This is a genomic window from Actinomadura fibrosa (assembly GCF_900659615.1).
In the GTDB taxonomy this organism is placed as follows: Bacteria; Actinomycetota; Actinomycetes; order Streptosporangiales; family Streptosporangiaceae; genus Spirillospora; species Spirillospora fibrosa.
In genome coordinates this window covers 159,097-177,070 of the sequence record NZ_CAACUY010000002.1, presented here as the reverse complement: position 1 = coordinate 177,070, position 17,974 = coordinate 159,097, and the positions used below count along the sequence as shown (strand labels likewise).

The following is a 17,974-nucleotide window of genomic DNA, read 5'->3' as shown; positions in this document are numbered from 1 at the left end:
CGACCGGCCGGACCACGGCGAGGCCCGCGACCGATCCGGCCGCGAACACCGCGAGCTGGACCGCGACCGGAAGGCCGAGCGCCCCGGCGAGCCCGGCGGCGAGCGCGGCGACGGCCAGCAGCCCGAGCGCGAGGGTCAGCGAGAGGAGCTCGGCGATCCCGAGCAGCGCGGCGAGCAGCAGCCAGGCGACCCACGCCTCCATAGCAGCTCCCAGGGGCGACCGGAAGTCCTCTCCGCTCACGGTAACTCCGGAAAAGCCCTTCCGGCCATTCCCGGATCGCGGGAGGAATGGCGCGCCCCGATGGAACGCGCCATCATGGAAACGGCCCCGTTCACAAGGAGCGTCTTCGATGGGCGACCGCACGGCCTTCCGCACCTGCCCCCTCTGCGAGGCCCTGTGCGGGCTGGAGCTGACCCTGGACGAGTCGGGAGCGGTGACGCGCGTGCGCGGCGACCGCGACGACCCGTTCAGCAGAGGGTTCATCTGCCCGAAGGGCGCGACGCTCGGCGGCCTCGACGGCGACCCCGACCGGCTCGCCGAGCCGCTGGTCCGCGGCGCCGCCGGGCACGCCCCGGCGGGCTGGGCGGACGCGTTCGGCGCCGCCGGCGACGCGATCGGGGAGATGATCCGGCGGCATGGAAAGGACTCCGTCGCGATCTACGTCGGCAATCCGACCGCCCATTCGGTCGCGGGCCCGCTCTACGTCGGCGCGCTCGTCAAGGCGGTCGGCACCCGCAACCTCTACACCGCCAGCACCGCCGACCAGATGCCGAAGCACGTCAGCAGCGGCCACATGTTCGGCGACCCGCTCGCCATCCCCGTCCCGGATCTGGACCGCACCGACCACCTGCTGATGCTCGGCGCCAACCCCCTGGAGTCCAACGGCAGCCTCTGCTCGGCCCCCGACTTCCCCGGCCGGCTCAAGGCGATCCGGGCGCGCGGCGGCAAGGTCACGGTCGTCGACCCGCGCCGCACCCGCACCGCCGCGCTCGCCGACGAGCACCTGTTCATCCGGCCCGGCACCGACGCGTACCTGCTCATCGCGCTCGTCCACACCCTGTTCGCCGAGGACCTCGCCACCACCGCCGCGCACCTCACCGGACGCGTCAACGGCCTCGACGAACTCCGCGCCCTCTCCCTCGACTTCCCGCCCGAACGGGTCGCGCCGGTCACCGGGATCCCCGCCGCCGCGATCCGGCGCACGGCCCGCGAGCTCGCCGCCGCGGAGCGCGCCGCCGTCTACGGCCGGATCGGCACCTGCACCCAGTCCTTCGGCACCCTCAACAGCTGGCTCGTGGACGCGCTGAACGTCCTCACCGGCAACCTCGACCGGCCCGGCGGCGCGATGTTCCCCCGGCCCGCGCACGCGCCCGTCTACCGCCGCAAGAGGCCGTTCACCACCGGGCGGTGGCGCAGCCGCGTCCGGGACCTCCCCGAGGTCAACGGCGAGCTTCCCGTCGCCACGCTCGCCGACGAGATCGAGACGCCCGGCGAGGGGCGGATCCGGGCGCTGATCACCATCGGCGGCAACCCGGTGCTGTCCGCGCCGAACGGCGCCCGGCTCGACCGCGCGCTCGCCGGGCTGGAGTTCATGGTCAGCGTCGACCCGTACCTCAACGAGACGACCCGGCACGCGCACGTGGTCCTGCCGCCGCCGCGCCCCGTCCAGACGCCGCACTACGACCTCGCGCTGCTCGGCCTCGCGGTCCGCGACTACGCCCGCTACTCGCCGCCCGTCGTGCCGCTGGACGACGGCCGGCCGAGCGAGTCCGACATCATCGCCACGCTCGCCGTGCTCGCCTCCGGGATGGACGGCGACCCCGCCGCGCTCGACGAGCTCATCATCACCTCGACGCTGGCGAAGGCCACCGCCGTGGAGGGCTCGCCCGTGCACGGACGCGAACCCGACGAGCTGCGCAAGATGCTCGACACGGGCACCCCCACCGAGCAGCGGCTCGACATGATGCTCCGCCTCGGCCCGTACGGCGACGGCTTCGGCGCCGACCCGTCCGGGCTCACGCTGACCAGGCTCCGCACGGAGCACCCGCACGGCATCGACCTCGGCGCGCTCAAGCCGCGCCTGCACGAGGTCCTCTGCACCACGTCCGGCCGCATCGAGCTGTGCCCGACCAGCTTCGCCGCCGACGTCGACCGCCTCCACGCCGGTCTCGCGCGCCGGGCGGCGGCGTCCGCCGGCGGATCGGCCGCGGCGGACCCGGCGGACGGCTTCGTCCTCATCGGGCGGCGGCAGCTCCGCTCCAACAACAGCTGGCTGCACAACATCCCCGAGCTGGTGCGCGGCTCGAACACCTGCACCCTCCAGCTCAACCCGGACGACGCCGCCCGCCTCGGCGTCGCCGCGGGCGACACCGTCCGCGTCGTCTCCCGGACGGGCGCCGTCGAGGCCGTCGCCGACCCCACCGACACGCTGATGGCCGGCGTCGTCAGCCTCCCGCACGGCTGGGGCCACGGCCTCCCGGGCACCCGCACCGGCGTCGCCGCCCGGCACGCGGGCGTGAACGCCAACGCCGTCACCGACGAGCAGGACATCGACCCGCTGTCGGGGAACGCGGTCTTCAACGGCGTCCCGGTGACGCTGGAGCCCGTACCGGCCACGCCGCCCGCGCCGCCCGTGCGGCCCGTGCGGCAGGACGTCCCGCTCGCGGCGCCGGAGACCGCGGACACCCGCTGACCGGCCATGCGCACAACGGACTCGCGGCGGGCTCAGATACAGGCCGTATCGTGCCGGACGGGGCCCGATAAGGACGCCGTGGGCGCGACCCGTCCGGCGAAGTCGATCTCCTCGCCGATCGCCGAGCACAGCTCGGCGAAGGTGTCGGCCTGGACGAGCAGCCGGCAGCCGGCGCGCAGCTGGCCGATCGTGAGCGGCGTGGACGCCGTGCGGTAGGCCCACCAGCGGAAGGTGTCGCTCCGCCAGGCGGACCAGCCCGGGAACCGCTGCCCGACCTCACCGATCAGCAGGCGGTCGCCACCGGGAACGGCGGGTCCGGGAGCCTCCTGGAAGGCATCGTCCATGGGTTCGGCCCGTCCGGTCGCGTGCACCTCTCCTCACTGTAAGCGAAGGCGCCGTTGCGCCGAGGGCACCTTTCCGTGACCTCCGCACGACCATCCGAAACCGCCGGGGTTTAGGGCAACTACGTGCAGGTAGGTATCCCGACGCGATGAACGTGGACCGCAGTTCCGCCCAGTACGCAGGGGGTCGGCAGGGCCGGCGCGGTACCTCCGGTGCCCCGTCCCCCGGGTGGTCGCCGGTGGGCATGGCGACTAATGTCGCACCAGGCGAGCCATTACGGCCGTCTTTATCCGGAGCGGACGCACCCACCTGAGGAGGGACATGAACCGACGGGCGAGCAACATCTTCCGGCGCGTGTCCGGCCCCCAGGCCTCGCAGCGGCTCGTGGACGCGACCGAGGGCCTGGAGCACGCCGAGGGCCTCGACCGCGCGATCCGCGTGATCTCGACGGCCGTGCGCCGGGTGCTGCGCCCGGGACCGGTCAAGGACGTGCTGCACGGCGTCCCGGCGGGGCACCCCGCCCATCCGCCGCTGACCGACGTCCCGATGGGCTGCTGGATGTCCGCCGCGATCCTCGACCTCGTCCCCGGGACGCGCCGCGCCTCGCAGGCCCTCGTGGCCGCCGGGCTCGCCGGCGCGGTCCCGACCGCGCTGACCGGGCTCGCCGACTGGTCGGCGCTGCACCGCGAGCAGCAGCGGGTCGGGCTCGTCCACGCCGCGGGGACGGCGACCGCGAGCGTGCTGTACTCGGCGTCGCTCGTGGCGCGCTGGCAGGGCCGGGAGAGCGCCGGGAAGGCGCTCGGCTTCGCGGGCCTCGGCGCGCTCCTCGGCGGCGGCTACCTCGGCGGGCACCTCGCGTTCCGGCAGGCCGCGGGCGCGAGCCACGCCGACCAGGTCGCCCACCTCGTCCCCCTCGGCTGGCACGACCTGTGCCCCGCCGCCGACCTGCCGGACGGCTGGCCCGTGCACCGCCGCCTCGGCTACATCAGCCTGTTCGTCCTGCGCACCGGCGACGACATCAACGTCCTCGCCGACCGGTGCAGCCACCTCGCCGGGCCGCTGCACCAGGGCCGCGTCATCACCGACGACGACGCCGAGACCTGCGTCGTGTGCCCCTGGCACGGCAGCACGTTCCGGGTGCGGGACGGCTCCGTCGTCCACGGCCCCGCCACGGGGCGCCAGCCCGCCTTCGAGACCCGCGTGACCGAGGACGGCCTGGTCCAGGTCCGTCCCCTCGGCTGACCGCTTCGCGCGCTTCAGCCCTCCTGCTCGTCGGGGTGGGCGCCGTCCGCGACGGGGTACTCGACGAGCGCGAGCACGCGGCTCGCCATGAACCGCGCGGTGCGGACGGCGGTGCCCGTGCGGGTGACCTCGCTGACCTCGACGACCCCGCGCCGGGTCGCCACCTCCACGCGGCGCCCGGCCCGGCTCGCGACGACCTCGTAGGTCCGCGTGCCCTCGCCGGCGTCGATCACGATCTCGACCCTGTCGCCCTTCATCCGCGAACCTTTCGGGTAGTCGAACATACATTCGACATATACCCCGAAACCGGGTCCGGCAATCCCGCCCGGGACCGTCCAGATCCGGCGAAACCGCTGGTCAGAACAGCAGATTGATGATCGCCACGAGGCCCACGACCACGATCACGCCCCGCAGCACCAGGGGCGGGATGCGCCGTCCGACGCGGGCCCCGACCAGCCCCCCGACGGTCGACCCGGCAGCGATCATCAGCACCGCCCACCAGTCGATCCGCGTGTCCGACACGATCCACAGGGCGATGAACACCAGCGCCGCCGTGCCGTTCACGACGGCCGACAGGACGTTCTTGCCGGCGTTGAGCCGCTGGAGGTCGTCGTCCAGCGCGATCCCGAGCAGCGCGATGAGCACGATGCCCTGCGCCGCGCCGAAGTAGCCGCCGTACACGCCCGCCAGCAGGACGCCCGCCCACAGCAGCGGGCCGCCGTTCGGCCGGTGCCGCCCGTCCTCGCGGCGCCGCACCGTCCACTTCTGGAGGCGGGGCTGCACCACCACGAGAACCAGCGCGACGGCGATCAGCGCGGGCACGATGACCTTGAACGCCCCGGCGGGCAGCCCGAGCAGCAGCAGCGCGCCCGCGACGGCGCCGATCAGCGACGCGCTGCCGAGCCGCAGCAGCCGGGCCCGCTGCCCCTTCAGCTCCTTGCGGTAGCCGTAGGCGCCGCTCACCCCGCCCGGCACGAGGCCGATGTTGTTGGAGACGTTCGCGACGACCGGGACGTAGCCGAGCGAGAGCAGCGTCGGGAACGTGATCAGCGAGCCCGAGCCCACGATCGTGTTGATGCCTCCGGCGGCGACCCCGGCGGCGAACACCGCGACCGCTTCCAGCACGTCCAAATCGGCCCCATCCACGCGTCACGGATCGTCCAACGGTGCACACGATCGTAGGGACCCGCAGCTCACCAGGGCCGATCGGGGGTACCCGCGCGACGCGTCCGGCGCCGCGACGGTCAGCGCGCGAAGGGGCGGTAGTCGTCGTCGGGCGCCCGGCCGGACGCGCCGTCCACGTCATCGCCCCGGACGTCCGCGTCGTCGGTCAGCGCCGCCTCCGCGTGCGGCACGGACACGGCGACGCGATCGTCCGACCCGCCGGCGTCCGCCGGGGCGCCCGCGGCGGCGCCCTGCCTGCCCGCCGCGCCGAACAGACCGCTCAGAGCCTGGTCCATGTCGCTCGGCACGATCCACACCGTGTTCGACCCGCCCTCCGCGATCTTCGGGAGGGTCTGGAGGTACTCGTAGGCGAGCAGCCGCTCGTCCGGCCTCCCCTCGTGGATCGCCTTGAACACCGTCGCGATGGCCTGCGCCTGCCCGCGCGCCCGCGCCGCCTGCGCCTTCGCGTCCGCCTCCGCCGCCAGGACCGCCGCCTCCGCCTCCCCGCGCGCCCGCAGGACGGCCGAGGTCCGCTCACCCTCCGCCGTCAGGATCGCCGCCTGCTTGCGCCCCTCGGCGGTGAGAATCGAGGCGCGCTTCTCCCGGTCGGCGCGCGTCTGCTTCTCGATCGCCTCCCGGATGGAGCCGGGCGGGTCGATCGCCTTCAGCTCGACCCGGTTGACGCGGACGCCCCACGCGCCGGTCGTCCCGTCCAGCGCGCGCCGCAGCTCCGCGGCGATCTCCTCGCGGGACGCGAGGGTGCGCTCCAGGTCCATGCCGCCGATGACGCCGCGCAGCGTCGTGACCGTGAGCTGCTCCATCGCGGTGAGGAAGTCGGCGACCTCGTACGTCGCGGACCTCGCGTCCGTCACCTGGTAGTACACGACCGTCTCGACGCTCGCCACGAGGTTCTCGGACGTGCTCACCGCCAGCGGCCCGAACGGGACGACCTGCTCGCGCAGGTCGATGCGGCTGCGGACCTGGTCGGCGAACGGCACCACCACGCCGAGCCCGGCGTCGAGCGTCCGGTGGTAGTGCCCGAACCGCTCGACGATGTCGGACGTCGCGTGCGGGACGACCCGCACCGCCCGGTACAGCAGGACGGCCCCCACCGCCACGACGGCGACGGCGAGGACCAGCGTGGAGATCACCTCTGGATCGTAAAACGGGCCGATCCGTTCGGGAACATGTGAAATCCGGCTCGGAAACGCGCGCCCGTCACCCGGCGGCGCGCGCGTACCAGCGGCCGTTCTGCCGCTCCACCGACAGCGGAAGGCCGAAGCAGTGCGACAGGTGCTCCACCGTGAACACCTCGTCCACCTTGCCCTGCGCGACGACCTCGCCCCCGCGCAGCAGCAGCGCGTGCGTGAACCCCTCCGGAACCTCCTCGACATGGTGCGTGACCATCACCATCGTCGGAGCCGCCGGATCGTCCGCCAGGCGGCTCAGCCGCCCGACGAGGTCCTCCCGGCCGCCGAGGTCGAGGCCCGCGGCGGGCTCGTCCAGCAGCAGCAGCTCCGGATCAGGCATGAGGGCCCGCGCGATCTGCACCCGCTTGCGCTCCCCCTCCGACAGCGTGCCGAACGTCCGGCCCATCAGCTCGGCGCAACCGAGGGCGTCGAGCAGCCCCGCCGCACGGCTCACGTCGAGGGAGTCGTACTCCTCCTGCCAGCGGCCGACGATCGCGTACGACGCCGTCAGCACCAGGTCGATGACCTTCTCGCCGTCCGGGACCTTCGCCGCCACCGCCGAGCTCGCTATGCCGATCCGGGGCCGCAGCTCGAACACGTCCGTCCGGCCCAGCTCCTCCTCCAGGATCTCGACCGAGCCCTCCGTCGGATGCAGCATCGCGGCGGCGATCTGGAGCAGGGTCGTCTTCCCCGCGCCGTTCGGGCCGACGACGACCCAGCGCTCGTTCTCGTTCACCGTCCACGTGACATCGCGCAGCAGGGTCGCCCCCTCGCGCCTGACCCCGACTCCGCGGAGTTGCAGTACCTCGCCGGCCATCGCGCGCCTTCGACCTCGATCCGCCATCCAGGTGGTCCGTTCTCAGGAAGAACCTATGCGATACAGGGTCCGCGTGGCCCCCCGCCTCCCCACCGGAACGGCCGTCCCGCGCCCGCTTCCGGGACCGCGCGGTCCCCCGCGCCCGGTGGAACCGCGGATCGGAGCGCTTATGGTGGATCGCATGCCCATTGGGGATTGTTGGGGATCGGATGAGTAAGGACGTGGCGACCGCGCTCGTGGCGTGGGGCAATGCGTGGCTGACGGGGCACGTCGGCCTGGACGAGGCCGTCGACGCCGTCGAGAAGTCCGCCGGACCGCAGATCCTCGGCGACGCGCCCGCCGAGGTGCCGCTCCGCCGCGGGCTCGGCGACCTGCGCGTCGGCGGCATGACCGCGTTCCGGCTGGCCCTGCCCGAGCCGGGCGACCCCCTCGGCCTCACCGGCCCGCCGGACTTCAACACCGCCGCGATCGACGCCGGCGCCGGCGTCGTCGCCGTGCTCGGCGACCGCGCGATGGGCCTGGTCCCCGTCGAGGACCTGCGCGGCTCGTCCTACGTCGGCGTCCGCTGGACGACCTGGGACGCGGCGCCCGCGCTGCCCGACGTCCCGTCCCTCGCGGAGGCCGACCGGCGGCTCACCCTCGCGATGCGCGACGCCACCGAGGCGCTGCTGACCGTGGACGACGTCACCGGCGTCCCCCCGGAGATCGCCGACGCCCTCGTCGACCTGCGCGACCCGGACCGCGGCGACCACCCGCTCGCGCCCGGCTACCCGCCCCGCGCGCACCGCGTCGCCGCCCTCGCCGGCCGGCTGTCCCTCGTCGTGGAGCTCGCCCGCAGGATGGACGACCGCGGCCTGACCGCCGACCAGATGCGCCGCCGCGGCGCGGCCCTGCGGCTGCTCGACGGCGCCGTCCGCCGCGCCCTCGTCGCCGCCTGCAACAGCGCGTTCGACCCCGTCCCCTGAGATGCCGAAAGGGGCGCCCCCCGAAGGGAACGCCCCGGACCTCGCGTCCGATCAGGCGCGGACGACGAGGGTGTTGCAGATCTTGTCGGCGAACGTCTGCTTGCGGTCGTCGAACAGCGGCCAGAAGTAGCCGATGTAGCAGGCGAAGCTGTCGGCGATGTGCGCGAGGCGCCGCACGAACGCGCCGCCGAAGCCGAGCACCTGGCCGGTCTGGGCGCTCACCAGGCGGATCCCCATCTGGCGCTTGCCGATCGTCTGACCGGTGGTGCCCTCCTGGTAGATCAGCCAGATGCCGCCGCCGAGGCCGATGCCGACGGCGATCAGCAGGAACAGCACGCCGATGACCGCGGCGCCGCCGCTGCCGGACCCCATGAGCAGCAGCGCGATGAAGTACAGGATGCCCACCGGCGCGCCGATGATCAGCCCGTCGATGATGGCGGCGCCGGCGCGCGAGCCCCACTCGGCGAGCTGGCCCGTCGAGCCGTAGTGGTGGTGGTGCACCTCCTGGTGCACCGGCTGCTGGCCGTATCCGGGCTGCGGCTGCTGCCCGTAACCCTGCTGCGCCGGCGGCTGCCCGTACCCGGGCTGCGGCTGCTGGCCGTACCCCGGCTGCGCGGGCGGCTGCCCGTACCCGGGCTGCTGCCCGTAACCCGGCTGCGCCGGAGGCTGGCCGTACCCCGGCTGCTGGGCGGGGGGCTGGCCGTAACCGGGCTGCTGCCCGTACCCCGGCTGCTGGCCGTAGGGGTCGTAGGGGTTACCCACACTTGCTCCTTATTGATTGACCCTGTCGTGATGTGACGCGCGCCGGACCCGGAGGGCTCCGCATGTCTGACCGACACAGGACCGCGGCTCAGACCCGCAGGACTCCGAGCCGGACGAGCTGCCACAGTTCCGACCCCGCGAGGGCGGTACCGAGCATCCAGGCACGGGTCTTCGGCTGGAGTGCCCACCACCGCGCACCCGCCCCCAGCGGCGCGGCGAGGACGCCGGCCGCGGCGGCGAGGGCCACCGGGTTCGCGAGCACGGCCTGGACCGGACGGCCCGAGCCCATCTCGATGAACACCGTGGTCCCGCCGCAGAGGGGACACGGGATGCCGGTGAGCGCCCGCATGGGGCAGAGCACGCCGGGGTCGTTGACACGGTGGATCCACGCCGCGCCGACGGCCGCGACGGCCATCGCCGCGGCACGCAGCATCACACCCACAGGGCCGTGCCGCGCCGCGGTGAAGGTCCGGCTGGCGACCCGTCCGAGCGCACCCTCGGGCGCCCCGGCGGCCACCGCCCCGGCCACTTCCCCCAACGAATCCTCCGCCTCGATGACATTCATCCGAGTGACCCGTATACCGGGTGCACCCCGAGGTAGGTCAAGTCCGCTCCATCATCCGCGATGGGACCGTTACCCAGTGCGTGAGCGACGCCACCTCAGAGCAAAGACTAGGACAAACTCCCAGCTACATGAGCACAGTTTCACGTTCCCGCCCCCACCCGCCAACCCACGGGCGCCCCTGAGCGAAACCTGAAAGAACCCTGCAAGAACAAGCGGACACGCGGCGGGGCCACGGCGGGGAGACGCGGAGAGAAGGCGGCCGCTCGCGGAGGGGACGCGCGGCACTCACGCTGCCGGACGTACACGGAGCCGCGGAGCGCGGAAGACCAAGAGACCGGCGGACCGGCCAAGACACACGCGCAAAGAGGTGCGCTGCGGCAAAGACGCCGCCGGGACGAAGACGCCGCTTGCGGCGAAGACGCCGCTTGCGGCGAAGGCGCCGCTGAGGCATGCCGCCGCATCGGGGAGGCCGCCGCATCGGTGAGGGCGCCGCATGGATGGGGCGCCGCATGGGTGGGGCGCCGCTAGGGGAGGGCGCCGCATCGGTCGGTGGGGGCGCCGCTGAGGGATGGCGCGCGTGGGTGGGGGCGCCGCTTGGGGTCGGTTCGCGGAGGCCTCAGGTGGCGCGCGAGCGCGTTAACTGAGCGGTGAGGCGACGCCGGAGGCGAGCCTCACCGGGAAGATCGCGAAGCGATGCAGCGCTCGCCCAGGAACGGTCAGGTGCGAGCCGCAAGGCGAGCACCTGGGCCGAGACCGAGTTAAACACCGCCGGCGGCGCCCACCGTGCGGGGGGGTTCGGCTTCGGTGATGTGCTCGGACTCGACGACGTCGGCGACGACGGCGGTGATGTTGTCGGGGCCGCCGTTGTCGCGGGCGAGCTCGATCAGCCGGTCGACGGCGCGCTGCGGTTCGGCCTCGGCGGACAGCACCTCGTAGATCTTCTGCGCGTCGACGGGGCCGCTGAGGCCGTCGGAGCACAGCAGGTAGCGGTCGCCGAGCCGGGCCTCGCGGAGCCGCAGGTCGGGTTCGCGGTCCTCGCGGCCGTCCAGGACCCGGTACAGCACGTGGGAGAGCCGGGACGTCTCGGCCGGGTCGGCGGTCTGGCCCGCCTGCTCGGCCTCCGCCTTGAGGAGCTCGTCCATCGTGTGGTCCTGGGTCATCTGGAACAGCTCGCCGTCGCGCAGCAGGTAGCCGCGCGAGTCGCCGATGTGCGCGAGGGCGACGGTCTGCCCGGACCACAGCATCGCGGTGAGCGTGGTGCCCATCCGGCTGAGGTCGGGGCGTTCCTCGCGGACGATGCGGAGCTTCTCGTTGGCCTCCGCGACCGCCCGTCCCAGGATCTCGACAAGGTCGTCACTGTGGGCGCCGGTGTCCAGCGAGCGCAGCGAGCCGATGACGGTCGAGCTCGCGACCTCGCCGCCGGCATAGCCCCCCATGCCGTCCGCGACCGCGATCAACCGCGCACCGGCGTAGCCCGAGTCCTCGTTGTTCTCTCGGTTGCACCCGATGTCACTGCCTGCTGCGTACCTGATTGCTACGTTCATACCAATTTCGATGACGATCCTGTCAGGAGAGTTGTATCAGTCACGGGCGGCCTCCCCGGCGGCTTCGACACCGTGCCGGACGGCGTAGAGGGCCGCCTGCGTCCGATCCTGGACTCCCAGTTTCATGAGCAGATTACTGACATGCGTCTTGACCGTCTTCTCGGAGACGACGAGCGCGCGGGCGATCTCGCGGTTGGACCTGCCCCGCGCGATGTGCACGAGCACCTCCCGTTCCCGTTCGGTCAGCGCGGCCAGGCCGCGGTCGTCGTCGGTCGCCGGCTCCGCCCTCAGCATCGCCTCGGCGGCGTCGGGCGCGAACAGGACATGCCCATCATTGACCGCTCTGATCGCCTGGACGAGGGCCTGCGGGTCGACGTCCTTGTAGAGGTACCCGGCCGCGCCCGCCTGTACTGCCGGCAGCACGTGTCCGCGTTCCGTCACGCTGGTCAGGATGAGGACCCGCGCCGCCACCCCACGAGCCCGCAGCTCCGTCAGCGCGGTCAGGCCGTCGGCGCCCGGCATCTTGAGGTCCATCAGCACGATATCGGGCTCCAGCGATTCGGCCAGTGTCACGGCCGACGTGCCGTCGGCGGCCTCCCCGACGACCTCGATGTCGTCCTGGATGCCGAGGAAGGTGCGCAGGCCCTGGCGGACGACGGGATGGTCGTCCGCGATCAGCACCTTGATCGTGTCACGGGCGGTCATGCGGCGCGCCCCTCATCGCGGGAATTTCCGGAGCGGCGGGTCACAGCGGTACCTCCAGCCGGACGACCGTGCCTTTTCCGGGCGCGGCGTCGATGGCGAGGGTGCCGCCGATCGAGCACGCGCGGTCGCGCATCGAGGCGAGCCCGAGGCCGCCCTGCGCGTCGCCGTTGGACTGCCCCCGCTCGGCGGTGTCGAAACCGGAGCCGTCGTCGGCGACCTCCAGGACGACCTGGCCGCCACCGGCCGCGAGGCGGACCTCCACGGTGCCCGCGCCGGCGTGTCGCAGCGCGTTGTAGAGGGCCTCCTGGGCGATGCGGTAGACGACCGCCTCGTGCTCCTCCGGCAGGACGTCGGCGCCCTCGGCGGTGAAGCGGACGGCGGCCTCGTGCGCCCGGTCGAGGACCTCGACGTGCTTGCGGAGCGAGGCGACGAGCCCGTCGGCGAGGTCGGCGGGGCGCAGCTCGAAGATGACGGCGCGGAGCTCGGCGAGGGCCTCGGCGGCGAGCCGCTCGACCTGCTCCAGCTCCCGGACGGTGCGGGCGGGGTCGCGTTCGGCCAGCGCGGAGGCGGTGCGGGCGGTGAGCCGCAGCGAGAACAGCTTCTGCGCGACCGCGTCGTGCAGCTCCCGGGCGAGCCGGTTGCGCTCGGCGACGACCGTGAGCTCGCGGTTGTGCTCGTAGAGCCGCGCGTTGGCCATGGCGATCGCGGCGTGCGCGGCGAACAGGGACAGCAGCTCCTCGTCGTCGGCGGTGAACCCGCCGGGGCTGCGCTTGTTGGCGAGGAAGACGATGCCGAGGACGTCCTCGCCGTCGCGGATGGGCACGCCGAGGAAGTCCTTGAGGACGGGGTGCGCGACCGGCCAGCCCTCGAACTCGGGCTCGCGGCGGATGTCGCGGAGCCGCTTGGGCGTGTCGTCGCGCAGCATCGCGGCGAGCATGCCGTGCTGGCGGGGCAGCGGGCCGATCCGCTCCCAGTCCTCGTCCGAGACGCCCTCGACGACGAACTCGGCGAAGGACCCCTCGTCGTCGGGCACGCCGAGGGCCGCGTAGCGGGCGTCCAGCAGCTGCGCGGCCGCCCGGACGATCACCTGGAGCACCTCGTGGACGGACAGGTGCCGGGTGACGGCGAGCACGGCGGAGCTCACGGCGTGCAGGGTCGCGCCCTGGTCGCCGCGGGGGCCGCTCTCGATGACCATCCCGGCCTCTCGTGTCCGTGCCGGGCGCCGTGCGGCGCCCGCATGTGAAGACCGTACTCTCCGGCCAGGTCATCCCGAATCAGTCCGAGGGCGTACGTCGGGTGCGCGTCGCCACCGCCCGCGGTCCCACGCGTCCGATGATCTCCTACTCCGCGGGCAGGAGGCGGGGGAGAGCGCCGTACGCGAGGGGCGCGTGGGGCGCGAACGGAGGTCCTACGACCAAGTGCGGAACGGCCCGGGACCCGGTGGCCGATGCCCGCCGGGGGCCGTGGTTCCTAGCGTCGGGGACATGAAGACGGCACTGATCACCGGAGCCTCCCGGGGACTCGGCAGGGCGCTCGCCCGCGAGCTGGCCCGGGACGGCTGGACCCTCGTCATCGACGCGCGCGGTGCCGCGGCGCTCGGCGCGGCGGCGGCCGAGATCCGGGGCGTCGCGGCGCCGGGCGCGTCGATCACCGCGATCGCCGGGGACGTCGCGGACGCCGGGCATCGGGCCGCGCTCGCCGGCGCGGCGGCGGAGGCGGGCGGGCTCGACCTGCTCGTCAACAACGCGAGCACGCTCGGCACGACGCCGATGCCGCGGCTCGCCGACCAGCCCGTCCAGGACCTGCCCGGCGTGTTCGCGACGAACGTGCTGGCGCCGCTGGCGCTGATCCAGGCGGTCCTGCCGGGGCTGCGGGCGCGGCGCGGCGCGGTCCTCAACATCAGCTCGGACGCGGCCGTGGAGGGCTATCCGGCCTGGGGCGGCTACGGGATGAGCAAGGCGGCCCTGGAGCAGCTCTCCAACGTCCTCGCGGCCGAGGAGCCGGACGTGGCGGTGTGGTGGGCGGACCCGGGCGAGATGAACACCGGAATGCTGCGCGCGGCGGGCGAGGACGCCGACGCCGCGCCGCCGCCCGAGGAGGCCGCCGCCGCGTTCCGGCGCCTGGTCGCCGAGCGTCCGGCCAGCGGCCGCTACCGGGTCGCGGACCTGGCGGGCGCGCGATGACCACGACGCTCGAACCGGACGGCGCCGTGGCGGTCGAGGCTCCGCGCGGCGCGCCCGAGGCGAACCTGCTGAGCGCCGGTTACCAGGGCGCGACGCTCGGCATCGTCATGGTCGTCACGCTGCTGGCGTTCGAGGCCATGGCCGTCAGCACGGTGATGCCCGCCGTGACCGGCGATCTCGACGGGCTGGCGCTGTACGCGTGGGGCTTCAGCGCCACGCTGATCACGAGCCTGCTGTCGATCGTGGTTGCGGGCGGCTGGGTGGACCGGGCGGGCCCGTCCCGGCCGCTGATGATCGGGCTGGTCACGTTCGTGGTGGGGCTGGCGGTCGCCGGGGCCGCGCCGTCCATGTGGCTGTTCGTCGTCGGACGGGCGATTCAGGGCCTCGGGTCGGGCGTCGCCATGGTCGCCCTGTACGTCGTGATCGCCCGGGTCTATCCGGAGGCGCTGCGGTCCCGGGTGTTCTCCGCCCTGTCCGCCGCGTGGGTGCTGCCGTCGCTGATCGGCCCCGCGGTCGGCGGGGCGGTCGCCGAGCACGCGGGCTGGCGCTGGGTGTTCCTCGGGCTGATCCCCCTGGTGGTCCCCTCCGCCCTGCTGCTGGTGCCCGCCTTGCGCGACATCAAGGCGGTGGACGCCACGTCCGCCACCCTGAGCAGGGCCCGATACACCGCGGCCATAGCGGTGGCGGCAGGAGTCACGATCCTCCTCTACGCGCTGGGCCACCTGACGTGGACGTCGGTCCCGGTCGGCCTCGCCGGGCTCATCGCGCTGGGGCTCGGCCTGCCGCGGCTCCTCCCGCCTGGAACGCTCCGCATCCGCAGGGGCCTGCCCAGCGTCATCTTCGCCCGCGGCATGCTGTCCGCGGCCTTCTTCGGGATGGACGTGTTCATCCCGCTGGCCCTGACCTCGCTGCACCACTTCACCGCGACGGAGGCGGGCGTCTGCCTGACGGTCGGAGGGCTCGGCTGGTCCGCCGCCTCGCAGTACCAGGGGCGCTCCAAGCGGAGCCGCGAGTTCTTCGTCCTGCTCGGCGCCGCGCTGGTCACCGCCGGGATCGTCCTCGCGACGGTCGCGCTCCAGGTGTCCGGCTGGGCCGCCGCGCCCGCCTGGGTCGTCGGCGGCGCCGGCATGGGGTTCGCCATCGGCAGCCTCAGCGTCCTCACGCTCGACCAGTCCCCGGAAGAGGACCAGGGCGTCAACTCCTCCGCGCTCCAGATCGCCGACACGCTCGGCTCGTCCGTGCTGGTCGGCCTCGCGGGCGCGCTCGTCGCCGGCTTCGGCGGCGACCGGCTCGGCACCGCCCTGACCGTCGCGGGCGCGCTGTTCGCCGGGATCGCCGTGCTCGGCATCGTCTCCGCCCTGCGCCTCACGGCCGGGGCCCCGTCCCGACTGGAGGCCGGGAAATGACCGACACCCTCGACTTCGCCCTTCCCGCCGCCCTGGAGGCCCACGAGCCGCCCGAGGCGCGCGGCCGGACCCGCGACGGCGTCCGCCTGCTGACCGGGCGGCGCGGCACCGGCGAGATCACCCACCACGCGTTCCGCGACCTGCCCGGCCTGCTCGACGCCGGGGACCTGCTGGTCGTCAACACCTCCGCGACGCTCCCCGCCGCCGTCCGGCTCGACCGCATCAGCGTCCACTTCTCCACCCCCGTCCCGGACGCGGACGACCGGCTCTGGCTGGTCGAGCTCCGCCGCCTGGCCGGGAAGGCCTCCGTGCCCTACAGCGGCGGCTGCCCCGGCGAGTGGATCCCGATGCCCGGCGGCGCCACCCTCACCCTCGTCCGGCGGCGGACCGACCGGCTCTGGGAGGCGCGCCTCAGCACCGACGTCGTTCCGTACCTGCGGCGCCACGGGACGCCCATCCGGTACGGGTACGTGCGGCGCGACTGGCCCACCGCGTCCTACCAGACGGCCTTCGCCTACGACCGGACGACCGGCAGCGCCGAGATGCCGAGCGCCGCTCGCCCCTTCACGCCCGAACTCGTCACCCGGCTCGTGTCCCGGGGCGTACTCATCGCCCCCATCACACTCCACACGGGCGTGGCGTCCCCTGAGGCGCACGAACCGCCCTATGCGGAGCGCTACGAGGTCCCTGAGGCGACGGCGGCGCTCGTGGAGCACGTCCGCGCGCGCGCCGGACGGGTCATCGCCGTGGGTACCACCGCCGTCCGGGCCCTGGAATCGTCCGTGGACGCCACTGGACACGTCCAGGCGTCCAAAGGGTGGACAGAGCACGTCGTCACCCCAGAGGGCGGCGTACGGGCCGTGGACGGGCTCCTCACGGGCCTGCACGAGCCCAAGTCGTCGCATCTGATGATGCTCACCGCCATCGCGGGCCGTGACCTGCTCTCCGCGACGTACCAGGCCGCCCTGGACGAGGGCTACCTCTGGCACGAGTTCGGGGATCTCAACCTGCTCTTGCCCTAGTCCGTGTCCATTCCGAGCCGATGTTCACCGGCCGGCCACCCGCCCGCCGTCTTGCATGATGGACGTCACGGGCGAGACACACGCCCCGGCCGGTACCGTTGTGAACAGCATGGACGGGTCAGCACAGCGCACGCTGCTCATCACACTCACCGGCCGCGACCGCCCAGGGGTCACGTCGCGCCTGTTCGGCACGCTCGCCGAGTTCCCGCTCTCGGTCGCGGACGTGGAGCAGGTCGTGATCCGCGGACGGCTGGTCCTCGGCGTCCTGCTCGCCTACACCGAGGGCGCCGACATCGGGCGGGTGTGGAACGCCGCCGAGAAGGTCGCGACCGACCTCGACATGGAGATCGAGCTGTCCACCGGCCGCAACAAGCTGATGCCGAACCGGCGCGGGCGGCTCCACGTCACCGTGCTCGGCGCGCCGCTGCTGCCCGCCGCGATGGCGGGGATCGCGGGCCGGGTCGCGGCGAACGGCGCCAACATCGACCGCATCGAGCGGCTCGCGTCCAACCCCGTCACCTGCATCGAGATGGACGTCTCCGGCGCCGACCCCGACGCGCTGCGCGCCGGCCTCGCCGCCGAGGCCGCCCAGCAGCAGGTCGACGTCGCCGTCCAGCACGGCGGGCTGCACCGCCGCGCCAAGCGTCTGATCGTCATGGACGTCGACTCCACGCTGATCCAGGGCGAGGTCATCGAGCTGCTCGCCGAGCACGCCGGCTGCCTGCGCGAGGTCGCCAAGGTCACCGAGGCCGCGATGCGCGGCGACCTCGACTTCGAGGGCTCGCTGCGCGAGCGGGTCGCGCTGCTCGCCGGGCTCGACGCGTCCGCGATCGACGCGGTCCGCGACCGGCTGCGGCTCGCCGCCGGGGCCCGCACGCTGGTCCGCACGCTGAAGCGGCTCGACTACAAGTTCGCGATCGTCAGCGGCGGCTTCACCCAGGTCACCGACGCCCTCGTCGAGGACCTCGGCATCGACTACTCCGTGGCCAACACGCTGGAGATCGAGAACGGCAAGCTCACCGGCCGGGTCACCGGCCCCGTGATCGACCGCGCGGGCAAGGCCGCCGCGCTGGAGCGGTTCGCCCGCGAGGCCGGGATCCCGGTCAGCCAGACCGTCGCGATCGGCGACGGTGCCAACGACCTCGACATGCTCCAGGCGGCCGGGCTCGGCATCGCCTACAACGCCAAGCCCGTCGTCCGGGAGGCCGCCGACACCGCGGTCAACGTCCCCTACCTGGACACGATCCTCTTCCTGCTCGGCATCTCCCGCGAAGAGGTCGAAGCCGCCGACGCGGCCGACGCGACCCTCTGATCCCGCGCTCCCGGCGGGCGCCCGCCGTCGCGGGAACGATCATCGGGGTCCCGAACGGGGTA

The 17,974-nt window shown here is 73.6% G+C and carries 18 protein-coding genes; 7 read left to right on the top strand and 11 right to left on the bottom strand.

Translation table 11 applies throughout. The annotated features are described in order from the left end of the window. Positions 1–202, bottom strand: a 202-nt coding sequence (locus tag E1300_RS01815) for a hypothetical protein (protein ID WP_207399420.1), incomplete at its 3' end; no start/stop codon positions are given. A 148-nt stretch (positions 203–350) separates the two neighbouring features. Between E1300_RS01815 and E1300_RS01810 the strand changes: the two genes are divergently transcribed. Further along, positions 351–2,693, top strand: coding sequence for a molybdopterin-dependent oxidoreductase (locus E1300_RS01810; protein WP_131755068.1), 2,343 nt, complete (start codon positions 351–353; stop codon positions 2,691–2,693). Between the two features lie 32 nt (positions 2,694–2,725). Here E1300_RS01810 and E1300_RS01805 read toward each other — a convergent pair whose 3' ends face one another. Beyond that, a complete protein-coding gene (locus tag E1300_RS01805; RefSeq protein ID WP_131755067.1) occupies positions 2,726–3,064 on the bottom strand; it encodes a hypothetical protein in 339 nt (112 codons plus the stop codon). Positions 3,065–3,356: 292 nt separating this feature from the next. Here E1300_RS01805 and E1300_RS01800 point away from each other — a divergent pair, with 292 nt between their 5' ends. After that, positions 3,357–4,277, top strand: a complete 921-nt coding sequence (locus tag E1300_RS01800; RefSeq protein WP_131755066.1) for a Rieske (2Fe-2S) protein — start codon at positions 3,357–3,359, stop codon at positions 4,275–4,277. 14 nt (positions 4,278–4,291) lie between these two features. On the opposite strand, the gene E1300_RS01795 is transcribed toward E1300_RS01800, so the two are convergent. From E1300_RS01795 to E1300_RS01780, 4 genes are all read right to left on the bottom strand, one after another. Further along, complete coding sequence (locus E1300_RS01795) at positions 4,292–4,534, bottom strand: DUF8836 family protein (protein ID WP_131755065.1); 243 nt, start codon at positions 4,532–4,534, stop codon at positions 4,292–4,294. Between the two features lie 100 nt (positions 4,535–4,634). Further along, positions 4,635–5,408 (bottom strand): sulfite exporter TauE/SafE family protein, encoded by a 774-nt coding sequence (locus E1300_RS01790; protein WP_131755064.1) that lies wholly within the window; start codon positions 5,406–5,408, stop codon positions 4,635–4,637. 113 nt (positions 5,409–5,521) lie between these two features. Then, positions 5,522–6,589, bottom strand: a complete 1,068-nt coding sequence (locus tag E1300_RS01785; RefSeq protein ID WP_207399425.1) for an SPFH domain-containing protein — start codon at positions 6,587–6,589, stop codon at positions 5,522–5,524. Positions 6,590–6,659: 70 nt separating this feature from the next. Then, positions 6,660–7,448 carry an ABC transporter ATP-binding protein gene (locus E1300_RS01780; protein WP_131755062.1) on the bottom strand — a complete coding sequence of 263 codons (789 nt, stop codon included), beginning with the start codon at positions 7,446–7,448 and terminating at the stop codon, positions 6,660–6,662. 209 nt (positions 7,449–7,657) lie between these two features. Between E1300_RS01780 and E1300_RS01775 the strand changes: the two genes are divergently transcribed. Next, positions 7,658–8,413, top strand: a complete 756-nt coding sequence (locus tag E1300_RS01775) for an Rv1486c family protein (RefSeq protein WP_131755061.1) — start codon at positions 7,658–7,660, stop codon at positions 8,411–8,413. A 51-nt stretch (positions 8,414–8,464) separates the two neighbouring features. Here E1300_RS01775 and E1300_RS01770 read toward each other — a convergent pair whose 3' ends face one another. From E1300_RS01770 to E1300_RS01750, 5 genes are all read right to left on the bottom strand, one after another. Next, a complete protein-coding gene (locus E1300_RS01770) occupies positions 8,465–9,175 on the bottom strand; it encodes an RDD family protein (RefSeq protein ID WP_131755060.1) in 711 nt (236 codons plus the stop codon). Positions 9,176–9,263: 88 nt separating this feature from the next. Further along, positions 9,264–9,704, bottom strand: a complete 441-nt coding sequence (locus tag E1300_RS01765) for a DUF2752 domain-containing protein (RefSeq protein WP_242618886.1) — start codon at positions 9,702–9,704, stop codon at positions 9,264–9,266. Positions 9,705–10,498: 794 nt separating this feature from the next. After that, a complete protein-coding gene (locus tag E1300_RS01760) occupies positions 10,499–11,284 on the bottom strand; it encodes a PP2C family protein-serine/threonine phosphatase (protein WP_131755058.1) in 786 nt (261 codons plus the stop codon). A 36-nt stretch (positions 11,285–11,320) separates the two neighbouring features. After that, the gene (locus tag E1300_RS01755; protein WP_131755057.1) at positions 11,321–11,989 is read right to left on the bottom strand and encodes a response regulator; all 669 of its coding nucleotides are present in this window, start codon (positions 11,987–11,989) and stop codon (positions 11,321–11,323) included. Between the two features lie 40 nt (positions 11,990–12,029). After that, the gene (locus tag E1300_RS01750) at positions 12,030–13,184 is read right to left on the bottom strand and encodes a GAF domain-containing sensor histidine kinase (RefSeq protein WP_131755056.1); all 1,155 of its coding nucleotides are present in this window, start codon (positions 13,182–13,184) and stop codon (positions 12,030–12,032) included. A gap of 289 nt (positions 13,185–13,473) precedes the next feature. Here E1300_RS01750 and E1300_RS01745 point away from each other — a divergent pair, with 289 nt between their 5' ends. From E1300_RS01745 to serB, 4 genes are all read left to right on the top strand, one after another. Beyond that, a complete protein-coding gene (locus E1300_RS01745) occupies positions 13,474–14,172 on the top strand; it encodes an SDR family NAD(P)-dependent oxidoreductase (protein ID WP_131755055.1) in 699 nt (232 codons plus the stop codon). Then, positions 14,169–15,578 (top strand): MFS transporter, encoded by a 1,410-nt coding sequence (locus E1300_RS01740; RefSeq protein WP_131755054.1) that lies wholly within the window; start codon positions 14,169–14,171, stop codon positions 15,576–15,578. Before E1300_RS01745 ends, E1300_RS01740 begins: the two co-directional genes overlap by 4 nt. Then, positions 15,575–16,600 (top strand): S-adenosylmethionine:tRNA ribosyltransferase-isomerase, encoded by a 1,026-nt coding sequence (locus E1300_RS01735; protein WP_131755053.1) that lies wholly within the window; start codon positions 15,575–15,577, stop codon positions 16,598–16,600. The genes E1300_RS01740 and E1300_RS01735 overlap by 4 nt, the downstream gene beginning before the upstream one ends. Positions 16,601–16,709: 109 nt before the next feature. After that, a complete protein-coding gene (gene serB, locus E1300_RS01730; protein ID WP_131755052.1) occupies positions 16,710–17,912 on the top strand; it encodes a phosphoserine phosphatase SerB in 1,203 nt (400 codons plus the stop codon). The last annotated feature ends 62 nt before the right edge of the window (positions 17,913–17,974 follow it).